Source organism: Microcoleus sp. A006_D1 (assembly GCF_036702805.1).
Taxonomy (GTDB): domain Bacteria; phylum Cyanobacteriota; class Cyanobacteriia; order Cyanobacteriales; family Microcoleaceae; genus Microcoleus.
This window is the reverse complement of record NZ_JAUBVZ010000004.1, coordinates 87,184-99,280: the sequence shown is the minus strand read 5'-3', so window position 1 is coordinate 99,280 and position 12,097 is coordinate 87,184. Positions and strand designations below refer to the sequence as shown.

Here is a 12,097-nt window from a genome sequence, read left to right as displayed (position 1 = left end):
AATCGTGCAAAATCCAGCGCCGGTGTCAAATTTGCAGATCGCACCGACAATCGTCCAAAATCCCGCGCCAGTATCAAATTTGCCGATCGCACCGACAATCGTCCAAAATCCCGCGCCAGTATCAAATTTGCAGATCGCACCGACAATCGTGGAAAATCCCGCGCCAGTAGTGTCAAATTTGTCGATCGCACCGACAATCGTGCAAAATCCCGCGCCAGTAGTGTCAAATTTGTCGATCGCACCGACAATCGTGGAAAATCCCGCGCCAGTAGTGTCAAATTTGCCGATCGCACCGACAATTACTCAAAATCCAACGCCAGTATCAAATTTGCCGATCGCACCGACAATTACTCAAAATCCCGCGCCAGTAGTGTCAAATTTGCCGATCGCACCGACAATTACTCAAATTGTGCCTGCTGCCGCACCAATAAATCTCGCACCGATACCGACACCGGAAATCGCTCCCGCACTCTCCGCCAGCGGACAGCCCAGCACAAATCCTTTATTTTCCGCCAGCTTGCAACAGCAAAACCAGATATCTAATTCCTTGCAACAGCGCAATTCACCTCCCGCGTCTCCGAATATTGAGGCTTCCAAGTTGCCACCCAACCTCAGCACCGTTATTTTTCCCGTAGAGGACAGATTTACCAGCGAGTTTGCCGATTACCTAAATTTGCCAGCCACAAATACGATCGCCACCCTAGAAGATGCTCAAAATACCCTTCGCAGCGTCCAACAAGCCACAGGCATCAAACCAGCTCTCGTTTATATGAGTTTTGCACCCAAAGGTTCTACAGTCGATCGGCCTTACAACAGTTCGCCCCTGTTGCGCGTAGAACAGCAAATTCAAACCTCTGACGAACTCGAATTGATGGTAATTACCCCCGAAGGCGTGCCCGTTCGCCTGCGCATCTCTGGAACCTCTCGCGCCCAGGTAATGGAAGCTGTTCGGAAATTTCGCAACGAACTGACTAATCCGGTAAAGCGCAATACTACAAGTTATTTGCCCTTGGCTCAGCAGCTCTACCAGTGGATGGTAGCGCCGCTGGAAGCAGAGCTGCAAGCCAAAGGCATTCAGAATTTATCTTTTATCTCGGATCTGGGGTTGCGATCGATCCCGATGGCCGCCCTGCACGACGGCAAAGGCTTTCTGATAGAGCGTTACAGCGTCGGCTCGATGCCGAGTCTGAGTTTGACAGATACCAGCGCCGCCAATTTCAAAAATACCCAAGTTCTAGCCATGGGGGCGTCGCAATTTCCAGATATGAGTCCTTTACCTGCGGTGGAAATAGAAGTATCGACAATCACCCCGCAGGAGTGGCCCGGGAAGTCTTTCTTGAACCAAGCTTTCACTCTGGCAAATTTGCGATCGCAGCGCCAGCAGCAACCTTTTGGGATAATTCACTTGGCTACTCACGCCGAATTTCGATCGGGAGATCCCAGCCAATCCTTTATTCAGTTGTGGGATACTAAATTGCGTTTGAATCAGTTGCGCCAAATGGGATGGCACAGCCCGCAGGTTGAACTGTTGGTTTTGAGTGCCTGCAAGACTGCTGTGGGCGATCGACAGGCGGAGTTGGGTTTTGGCGGTTTAGCCGTGCAAGCCGGGGTTAAATCAGCTATGGCGACTCTTTGGTATGTCAGTGACGAGGGCAGTTTGGGATTGATGGCGGAGTTTTACGGCCAGTTGAAAACTGCTCCGATTAAGGCTGACGCCTTGCGGCAAGCTCAATTAGCGATGTTGCGCCAAGAGGTGCGCATTGAAGGGGGGATGTTGCGGACTTCTGTTGGTAATGTGCCGCTACCTCCGGAATTGGCAAACACGGCGACTCGGAATTTTTCTCATCCTTATTATTGGTCTGCTTTTAGAATGATTGGTAATCCTTGGTAATCAGATTTGTTTTAGTTAAGCGATTGTTTGACTGTGCGGGCGATCGACTTTTGGTAAATTGTGGGAGAGCAAGTATCAAGGGAGGGGTACTGATAATTGCCTATTTTATAATGTCCATTCCATTTTAAGTTAATCAGTGCTGCCATCAGCAAGGCAATTCGCTATTGCCATTACAGCGGATGCACTTTCATACCGCCCCAGAACCAGGTCATCCGAGGGGGAGTGCGTTTGAGGTATTTGTTCGCGTAAATGGTGCGATCGCCTCCTCAAACGTAATCCCTAACATCGCCTCAATCTTCCTGCGGCAAATTTTCCAACCAAACCTCCAAATCCTCGATCGACTGAAAATCCAACAATTCCTCTGCTAGAGTTTCAATTTGCTCGATCGACAAATCAGCAATTCTAGTCGTGATAGATTCCGGCAAAGTTCCAACTCGCCGATTTAACAGACGGCGATTTAACTGACGTAAAATCAAGGCTCTTCCTTCTTGTGCGCGGCCTTGTGCGCGGCCTTGTTCGATGCCTTGTTCGATGCCTTGTTCACGGCCTTCTTCCTTAGCTTCCCGATAAAACCGCGTTTCCTCAAGCGTAATCCCTAACATCGCCTCTGCCTCCCTTCGGTTCAAATTTGTAAACTTGTAAACCAGTATCGTCGTCAGCATCTCTATTATGGCCCGACTAGCTGCTTCCGACTCCTCCCGCTGCGATCGCGCCAGCAACAATCGCGCCGCTTCAGGCGTACTCGCTTCGTCGATAGTCGTCAACGCCATCAGCGCCACCCCCAGCGGCAACTGTTCGATCGCACCCAACTCATCCAAATATACCAGATGCACCTGATTGCTGTTCAAGAGCGATCGATAGGGATACGTTTCTGATTGTTCAGTCGATCGTGTAGGATAAATTACCACCGCTTCCCAATCTGTAAAGCGCTGACGGTTGCGATAAAAATACAAAAACGACTCACCAAACAATCGCTCATAAAGCAATTCATCCCGCTGAAACTGCACCTCACAGAAATAGACAACTCCCGGCTCAGCATCCGGCGGCAAAAACACCCCATCAATTTCAAACTTCGGTTCCTTCACAGCAACCGAGTCAAATCGATATTGTTCCGCATTCGATGGTGACTCTTCCAATAGCTCAAACAGCAGCGTCGGAGCTTCTTGAAATAACTTGTAAAATATTGAATCTCGACGCATTAACTCAACATCTCCTCTAGCCTATGCAACTCATCCAACCGTCAGTCGATTTTAGATTTTAGATTTGACTCGCCTTGATAAATCTGGGAGGTTGAGCTTTGGTCTAAAATTTGGGGAGTATCCACAACGATTGTACGTGGCACGATACCCGTTTTTTTGCTGGTTGCAAAAACAGCAAGTGGGTAATCTGCTCAATCAATTCTAAAGGATTCCAGATAGCCCCAGATCAAAAAACATCCTATATTTTCAGTCCTAGACGCACTCCCGACCAAGAAACCGGGTTTTTTACTTAATCTTTGAGTACGAACGAAGGATTTTCCTAAAAAAACCCGGTTTCTGGCCCCCCGTGCGTAAGTCCTAATTTTGTTAATTGGCGATCGAATTTCGCCCGTCAGAATTCCGTGTTTCCTTACTTTCAACTCGTCCAACCTCAAGCCGTCAGCCAGAATCAACAAGCGTGACTTGACGGGATCACACTCGTCTGGTGGGTCAATAGTAGCTTGTTTGATGCGTCCGGGCGATCGCCCCCCCGCACCTCAACAACCGCCAAAAACTCAGAATTGCCACAAAAATTCAAAATCCCAAACCCAAAACTCCCGAAGCCCAGTACGATCGAGATAGTTAGCAAAAATAAGTAAAAACCTACGAGGGTAAATTTTATGGATCTGGTCGTACTCCAGAACTGGCTGGACAACATCTCCTTCGCCATCTTGTTCTCAACAATGCTCATTTACTGGGTTGGCGCAGCATTCCCCGGCATTCCCTACCTATCAGCCCTAGGAAGCGCAGGAATGGCCGTCGCCAACCTCTCCATCGCCGCCTTACTCGGTTCTCGGTGGATAGAAGCCGGCTACTTCCCACTCAGCAACCTCTACGAATCCCTATTTTTCCTAGTTTGGGGAATCACCGCCATCCACCTAGTCGCGGAAAACATGAGCCGTTCCCGCCTAGTAGGAGTAGCCACATCCCCCGTAGCAATGGCAATATCCGCCTTTGCAGCCCTGACTCTGCCCGACACCATGCAATCGGCAGAGCCCCTAGTACCCGCCCTCAAATCCAACTGGCTGATGATGCACGTTAGCGTCATGATGCTCAGTTACTCAACTTTAATGGTAGGAGCATTGCTGGCGATCGCATTTTTAATCGTCACCCGCGGCCAAAAAATCGAACTCACAGGTAGTTCCTTCGGCACCAACGGCAACCGCAACGGCAACTACCGCATCCAACGCGCTCAAAACCCCGAATCTCCAACCCTCGAAATAGTCGGCGACAGCGCATTAGCTTTCAGCGAACCATCTTTCAACCCCAACAATAACGGTTCAGGCAGCACCGCAGTGCTCGAATTAGCAACCGTTCAAACCGCATCAACCGCCCCAACTCAAACCGCAGAACTTCTCTCGCCCCAGCGCTTGAATCTAGCAGAAACTCTTGATAACATTAGCTATCGCATCATCGGTTTAGGATTCCCCTTACTCACAGTTGGGATTATTGCCGGTGCCGTTTGGGCTAACGAAGCTTGGGGCTCGTACTGGAGTTGGGACCCGAAAGAAACTTGGGCGCTGATTACTTGGTTGGTATTTGCTGCCTACCTGCACGCCCGCATCACTCGCGGCTGGCAAGGAAGACGCCCAGCAATTTTAGCCGCCACAGGTTTTGTGGTAGTTTGGATTTGCTATCTAGGCGTTAATTTGTTAGGCAAAGGTTTACATTCCTACGGTTGGTTTTTCTAATTTTAGAGCTACCAATCAGCCACAGAATAACAGCATAAATCTAAGCATAGGGATTAATATCATCTCCGGTAAAGAGAGTTGGTAATGCCCAATATTAGTGTCAACTCAACCCTAAAACTATTTGTATCTCTCGTTTACAGCCGAGTCTCGATCCCCCTCGCATCCCCCTAAAAAAGGGGAGTTGGGGTTGACGCAAGAGAATGCTCCTGTCCCCCCCTTCTTAAGGGGGGCTAGGGGGGATCAGATCCTAATAGTAAAACAGCCGATCGATACTACGTTTGACGTTAAGTTGACACCAATCCAATTCCTAGCTTACTCAACCACCGAGACTGTAAAACTTTCTTCCCTCTTCCTTCTTCCCTCTTCCTTCTTCCTTCTTCCCTCTTCCTTCTTCCTTCATTAAAATGACAATTGATATGGACGAGTCGCAAATATTTCTCAAAGAAGACGATGTTTTGTCTGCTCCAGCCAGCGCTTTGATGTATCAATGTACATTCAAAGCCAGCGAATTTATGACTGTGATGCAGTCAAAATTGCAAGAACAAAACTTATTCTCAGACGGCATGGATTGCGAGGTTTTAAGTGCCGGCAAAGACTGGACAAAAGGCAAACTTAGGATGCGTTTGGAGTTCTGCCCCATCGCACCTGAGGTCAAAGAACAAAAAGCCCTTCCCGCCGCCCCAGAAACCTCAGATACCGACGCCACAAACTACGGCGAAGAGAGCTTCAAGCAAACTGATATAAACGAGCAAACGACTGTCAGCGACTCAACACAAATAAGTAATAATTTTCCTAATTCTAGGTATCCAGACAGCAACCCTCACAGTCGAGGAATGTGGAGCTAAGCTGCTACTTATGGGAGATGGGAAGGGGAAGATTTTTAAGTTTTAAGTTGAGAGTTTTGAGTTGAGGAGCTTAAAACTGCACTGCCTTCCTACAACTGTCAACTGCCCACTCCCCACAGATTTCCTAACAACTGTCAACTGTCAACTGTCAACTGCCAACTGCCAACTGCCAACTGTCAACTGTCAACTGACAACTGTAATGCCTGAATCTGACCATTGGACGCACCTGCACGCTCAACTGCACCGGACACTGCTGCAACGACAAATTTTGCCCTCAAATCAGCGATTGTTAGTAGCAGTATCCGGCGGACAAGATTCTCTGTGTTTGGTCAAATTACTGCTAGATTTGCAGCCAAAATGGGGCTGGAATCTAGCGATCGCCCACTGCGATCACCGCTGGCGTTCTGATTCCCAATCTAATGCCAATCATGTAGAAAATTTAGCTAAAAATTGGGGAATATCCTATTATTTGCAAACAGCCTCCGACATCCCCAAAACCGAAGCAGCCGCCAGACAGTGGCGATATCAAGCTTTAACCGAAATTGCGTTAGCGAAGCCCGCCCCTACGCGAGGCTCATCAACGAAGACGATCGCCCACAACTACCCATACATTGTCACAGGCCACACAGCCAGCGATCGCGCCGAAACACTCCTCTACAACCTAATTCGCGGTAGCGGCGCTGACGGACTTTCCGCCCTCACCTGGACACGCCCCCTTGCCGATTTTAGATTGCCGATTTTAGATTTTAGATTGAGGGATTCTGAGGAAAATTCCAACTCCCAAATATCTGACGATTTTCCATCGGATAATCTCGATGAAAATCCCCAATCGAAAATCCAAAATCTAAAATCTAAAATCTATTTAGTTCGTCCGTTGCTGGAAATAACCCGATCGCAAACAGGTCAATTTTGTCAACAGCAAAAACTACCAATTTGGGAAGATTCCACAAATCAAGACCTCAAATATGCCCGCAACCGCATTCGATCGCAATTATTGCCTTATTTAGAAACTCATTTCAACCCAAGAGCATCGACAGCCCTCGCCCAAACAGCCGAACTCCTCCGCGCCGACGTAGAATATCTCGAACTTGCAGCCAGCGACTTGCTACAGCAAGCAATCTCTCCAATTGAAGACAGCCCGCAGGTAAAAATTCAACTGCCCGTCAAGTTAAATCGCCCGATTTTACGAGCAGCACCCTTAGCCTTGCAGCGGCGGGCAATGCGACAGGTACTGCAACAAATATTGCCCTCAGCACCCAGCTTTGACAGCGTAGAAAAACTCACCAGCTTAATCGTAGCGCCCAACCGATCGCAAACCGATCCATTTCCAGGAGGAGCCATCGCCCGAGTGGAACACCCTTGGATCGCGATCAACATTTAATTTTAGGTTAAGGAAGATCCATCAAACCCGAAAGAGCTTGCCGTAAATCAGAAAGTACCCGATCTTGCTGCTCTCCAGTCTGCTGCACGCGATCGAGTTCCCCCGCCGCCGCTTCCAACTTTTGGCGCAGCCCCTTCAAATTATCCTGCACCGGCTGCAACATTTCTTGATAAACATTCACCCGGCCCCAGAGTTCCGCCACTGCACCTTTCTGGTTGAACAAATTTTGCTCCAACTGCTTGAGTTCGTAGCGTTTCGATTCACTTTCCCCCTGAAGGCGGTTGACATTTGCCTCAATTTGAGATAATGATTCCCGCACCTGCTGAATTTCATTTTCCAGCCTTTGCAATTCTTGGCTTTGCTGCTGGCGCCCAGAATTTAGCTGTGCAACGATCGGCCCCAAATCAATATTTCCTCCTTCTGGTTTTGGAGCATTAGCAGTACCCAAGCGGCGCCACAGCACCGCCTGATGCTGCTTCAAAACATCCTCCCGTTCCTGCAAGCGGAGGCGCTGTCCCACCAGAGTTTCATTCAACATCTGATAACTTTCGAGTTCATCTGTCATTTCATTTTCCAAAGCCATGCGATCGTACTCGCTAGCAGCTTCAATCTTCGCTTGCAGCTCCTCGATTGTCTCCCGCTGGAGAGTCAACTCCTCCTCTTGATCGTTAACAAACCGGAACACCTTTTCCAAATCCTGTTGCAAATGTTGCACCAGCCCCTGCAACTCCTCAACCGACATCTTCTCCAGAGCAGACACATCTACCACCTGCTCTGAGCCGACCGCACCCGAAGCAGATGCGAGCCTAGAAAGTTGCTGGTACAAATCCTCAACAGCCCGCACCTGCAAAGACACCGACTGAGACTGCTCCTGCTTAGCACTGAGGGTACTTTGCTGACCTTTCAGGTCTGCCCGAGCTTGCGCCAAAGTATCTTGAGATTGATACCACTCCTGCCAGCGGTTTTGGAGGCTTTGATTTTGTCGATCGACCTCTTCCTGCTGCTGCCCGGCCATGCTGTGTTTTTGCTCCAACTGCTGCCAGTGCAAGTCCAGAATTGCCTGCTGAGCCCCAACAACACCAAAAGACTGATTCAGTTGTTCCCGAACCTCACGCGCCGAAGAAATTGCCCCCCCCAGCTTGTTCATCAACTCCTGAATCCGGCGTGCCTGCTGCTCATCGACCACCGCCCCCTGCGGAACCTGAGACTGCTGCTGCACCACCTGCTGCTGCTCGCCCCGCAACTGTTCCCAAGCCGTCTCCATTTCCACCCGGCTGCTTGCGACCTCATCCCGCAGTCGGTTAGCCTCATCGCGAGTATTTTCAATTTCCGAGCGCTGAGCCTCCAGCCGCTCCAACTCCTCTTCCATTTCAGCCAACTGCTCTTCGCGGGCTTGCATTTCCATTTCCCGGCGATTGAGTTCCTGACTCGAAAACGTCAGAGAAGCCTTCCACTGTTCGATTTCCTCTTCCTTATCCTTAAACTTGTCCTGCAAGCGCGAGAAATTTTGCAGAATGCTCACCAACTGGCGGGCAGCCTCCTGAATCCGCTGCACTTGCTTGCTAGCACTCAATTCCACCAGCACCAGCGTGCCGTCGTTAAACTTATTAGCTTCCTCAACAGGAATCGCGTCATCGCCTGGTACGGCGCTCCAATTGTGTTCGCCCCGCTGACAAGCTAGCAGTTTCAGTTCAGCCTTACCGCCACCGAGACCAAAGCCGCTTCTCTGTTTTTGTACTTCTGCTAGATACAGCACACTAATAGTCCTCTATGAAGGTGTCGTTTGCCCTATTTCGGGATAGCATCTTTTCCCACTCGCGCACAGCGCTCACGCACAGCACTACCTCACGGGAGAGCGTCCAGAAAGCACTGCCGCCGCCAGTTTTCTGGACGAATGGAAGAGCAGTATCAATGCCGCTTGATTCAAGACTAGCAAAACTGCGGGGACAGCCGATCGCCCCAAGCCGAAAAAGGTGAGTCTGTCAAAAACTTTCTATTGATTGTAGCAGGCTTTAGTTGCGGGTCGATCGCTCCCATCAGCGCTCCCGACCCCAACCGACCACCATCGGCAGGCGGATTAGGGATTTGAACCGCGCTGCTTTAGAATAGGGGAATAACGCGAGCCTGTGACTGAGCCACAAGTGAGCAAAAAAGTCGATCGGCAGTCAGAGTTTCGAGGTTTCAGCTTGTGGACTGGTAGCGTAGCCGACTTACAAAGAGAAAATCGCCCTTTCGTCAATTCCCAATTGTGCGATCATCGGCATAAGCGCCTAAATTATTGACAGAAACTCAAGTCAATCTTTGGGCCAGCACACAGTCTTTCCGAGCTCAGACGCCAACGGTTTTAAAGAGGATACTTTAGCTGCATGCAGGGAAATTTGAGTGAAATTGACATCCGCAGCATCCTGCAATTAATTGAGTTAGGTCAGCGCACCGGAGAACTGTTCGTAGAAGCCTTCAGCTTCACGGGCAGCACCACGGGTACTCAACCTACCCAGCGCTCCCTTGCAGGACAATCCTGGTATGTCTTCTGCTTCAACGGTCAAATTATTTACGCTACCCAGAGCGCGGGCAGTTTGTTTCGCTTGCGCGACTACCTGCGCCGCTACAAAGCAGATACCGCCCTGGACAAAATCCAAGTTCCCTATATGGCATCTACCAATGCCCCAGAATACGGCTACCTGTGGGCCCTGCTAGAAAACCACATCCTTACCCCAGCTCAAGGGCGCAACATCATCCACAGCATGATCCACGAAACCCTGTTTGACTTGCTCAGTCTCCACCAGGGTTCATTCACTTTTGAAATGGGGTCAGCTTTGGCTCCTCAACTCACCAGCTTAGAAATTAGCTCGCTGCTGGCGAAGATTGTCAAACAGGTGCAGCAGTGGAAGCAGTTTCACCCTCACATTCAGTCGCCCAACCAATGCCCGGTAATTTCAGACCCCCCCAAGCTGCGAGCAGCGCTGCCGGTCAATACCTTTAATACTCTCAAACGCTGGGCCGACGGCCGCACTTCTATCCGCCAAATGGCGCGCTACCTCAACCGAGACGTGCTTAGTGTCGCTAAGGCGATTTACCCCTTCGTGCAGCAGGGATTGGTGCAACTATTTTATGAGTCCTCTGTTGCCCCGGCCAACCACAAAAAAGAATGGTCGTCTCCCGAAACCAAGGTCAAGAGAGTTGTCTGCATTGACGACGACAATATTATTCGCAAAACAGTCGAGTCAATTTTAAACGAACACGGTTACGAAGCTACTGCCATCGGCAACCCCCTCCAAGCCCTGAGTTTGGTTTTTCAACTCAAACCTGATTTAATTCTGTGCGATATCGCCATGCCAGAACTCGACGGCTACGAAGTTTGCGCCATGCTCCGCAATTCTAGCGCTTTCCGGCAAACGCCGATCGTCATGCTAACAGGGATCGACGGATTTATCGATCGCGTTAAAGCCCGGATGGCCGGAGCTACAGACTTCTACACCAAACCTTTTGGCGAAAGCGAGTTATTAATGCTGGTAGAAAAATATGTGGGCGCGGGCTACCCTCGGGCGAATCTATCCGAAAGATTATTAAGCCGATCGCTAGAAGACGAATTAGAATAAAATTGGCTCTCTGGGTTCTTTCATAGACTGAAATTATTTGCTCAACGAATCCACTTTGTTAGTGTCAGGATTAGCGGTCGTTTCTCCCCTTAATTTAGGAGATGCTATGGCAGTAGATATAGCAGTTGACAGTTGACAGTGGACAGTTGACAGCTTGTCCTGAGCGACTTGTGCTGAGCGTAGCCGAAGCAAGTCGAAGGGTTGCATAACCGGAATCAAATCATTGATGCAGTACGGGTATCGGCTCTATTCATTCCGGTTATTTATGTCCTCACCGATGTGGCGGTTGCTATAAAAAAACAATTGAGTTGGGTAAACCGTGAAAGTTTAGAGATTTTTAAACAAAAAGTTGCGTTTTTCGGGTAAAATTTTCAACAGAAACACTCTTCATCTTGAACCGGATGGGATTACATTTTATCGGCCCTAGCTAATATTGCAGGATTATTGAGAATTGGTATATAGCAACCGCCACATCGGTGAGGACATAAATAACCTCATGAATAGAGCCTCCTAACCCATAGCCTAAACGGTTTGATTTCCTGATTCTGCAACTGTCAACTGTCCACTGTCAACTGTCCACTGCTATATGTGTTCGATCGGATTCACAGAAGACACGGGGAGTCAAGCCCTCTGTGCCGCTTACAGGTCATCAATTTCATAGTCTGAGTTTTCCGCATCCCGCTTTTTATGGATAAATTCCGCATCGGTGCCATGATTGGAGCTTTTTTGTACCTCCGGACGCCAAGGGCGTCTCTCTCGTCATAGATAGAATACAATTTTCAAAAAAGAATGAACTGTAGGGAAACTCCAAACCCTTATGCAGTAAGTCATTCCCAATTATTAACCTCTGATATTCAATCTCAAATGGTATAAGCTTAGGCTTTGGGGCGATCGCACCATAAACTAGAATGTATAAATCCGCGCGCCCTGATGAGGGCGCCGATAAAACTCTGTTCAATTTCTCGACCCAAGCCGGGATAACACGCTCAAAGTGCAAATATAATATACTTGTTCTCCACTTGCAGCTACTCGCCAAAACTGATGCGCAGAGCTAGTGATTGCTAGGCATTTCTGTACAAAGAGTCGGAGAGTGCAGTCGAGAGTCTTAACTGACGGAAGTTCCTTTAGTAGCGACACCAGCAATGTCAACAACCCGTGGCTAAACCGGTACTCGGATTAGCATTCATCGCAGAAATTGCCCGCAATTTTTACCAATTTAGACGGCGGTGGTAGTACAAAGTCAAGCTTCGCGGTTCCAAATTCATGGTTTGCAGTCAAGTTGAGCCAATTTGTCAGCACTTGAAGCGTGAATTATTGATGGCACCGTGAATTATTGACGGAGCTCTATTGCCAAGTAATCCTTGGCAGTCGTGCCATTCACCCCTTGGCTGTGTCAAGCTTGGCTGTGTTAAGTTTCGACCGTCGAAGTTTCGCTCGGGATATTCAGAGGCC

Annotated in this window: 9 protein-coding genes; 6 read left to right on the top strand and 3 right to left on the bottom strand. The window is 49.1% G+C overall.

The genetic code is table 11. The features are described 5' to 3' along the window. Window positions 1–1,891, top strand: a 1,891-nt coding sequence (locus tag QUB68_RS08675) for a CHAT domain-containing protein (protein ID WP_332991334.1), incomplete at its 5' end; no start/stop codon positions are given. 11 nt (window positions 1,892–1,902) lie between these two features. Here the strand turns inward: QUB68_RS08675 and QUB68_RS08670 are convergent. Together QUB68_RS08670 and QUB68_RS08665 are read right to left on the bottom strand one after the other, a co-directional pair. Then, window positions 1,903–2,037, bottom strand: a complete 135-nt coding sequence (locus QUB68_RS08670; RefSeq protein WP_332991333.1) for a hypothetical protein — start codon at window positions 2,035–2,037, stop codon at window positions 1,903–1,905. Between the two features lie 144 nt (window positions 2,038–2,181). Further along, a complete protein-coding gene (locus QUB68_RS08665; RefSeq protein ID WP_332991331.1) occupies window positions 2,182–3,090 on the bottom strand; it encodes an Rpn family recombination-promoting nuclease/putative transposase in 909 nt (302 codons plus the stop codon). A gap of 659 nt (window positions 3,091–3,749) precedes the next feature. On the opposite strand from QUB68_RS08665, the gene ccsB reads away from it, so the two are divergent. The 3 genes from ccsB (at window position 3,750) to tilS (ending at window position 7,046) form a co-directional block, all read left to right on the top strand. Further along, window positions 3,750–4,820 carry a c-type cytochrome biogenesis protein CcsB gene (ccsB, locus tag QUB68_RS08660; RefSeq protein ID WP_332991329.1) on the top strand — a complete coding sequence of 357 codons (1,071 nt, stop codon included), beginning with the start codon at window positions 3,750–3,752 and terminating at the stop codon, window positions 4,818–4,820. 404 nt (window positions 4,821–5,224) lie between these two features. Then, a complete protein-coding gene (locus QUB68_RS08655; RefSeq protein ID WP_332991328.1) occupies window positions 5,225–5,665 on the top strand; it encodes a KGK domain-containing protein in 441 nt (146 codons plus the stop codon). A 199-nt stretch (window positions 5,666–5,864) separates the two neighbouring features. Beyond that, a complete protein-coding gene (tilS, locus tag QUB68_RS08650; RefSeq protein WP_332991326.1) occupies window positions 5,865–7,046 on the top strand; it encodes a tRNA lysidine(34) synthetase TilS in 1,182 nt (393 codons plus the stop codon). Between the two features lie 7 nt (window positions 7,047–7,053). Here the strand turns inward: tilS and hmpF are convergent, their stop codons facing one another. Then, window positions 7,054–8,802 carry a pilus motility taxis protein HmpF gene (hmpF, locus tag QUB68_RS08645; protein ID WP_332991324.1) on the bottom strand — a complete coding sequence of 583 codons (1,749 nt, stop codon included), beginning with the start codon at window positions 8,800–8,802 and terminating at the stop codon, window positions 7,054–7,056. Window positions 8,803–9,172: 370 nt separating this feature from the next. Between hmpF and QUB68_RS08640 the strand changes: the two genes are divergently transcribed. Both QUB68_RS08640 and QUB68_RS08635 read left to right on the top strand, forming a co-directional pair. Next, window positions 9,173–9,328 (top strand): hypothetical protein, encoded by a 156-nt coding sequence (locus QUB68_RS08640; protein WP_332991321.1) that lies wholly within the window; start codon window positions 9,173–9,175, stop codon window positions 9,326–9,328. Between the two features lie 84 nt (window positions 9,329–9,412). Beyond that, window positions 9,413–10,645 carry a response regulator gene (locus QUB68_RS08635; protein ID WP_332991319.1) on the top strand — a complete coding sequence of 411 codons (1,233 nt, stop codon included), beginning with the start codon at window positions 9,413–9,415 and terminating at the stop codon, window positions 10,643–10,645. Window positions 10,646–12,097 lie beyond the last annotated feature (1,452 nt).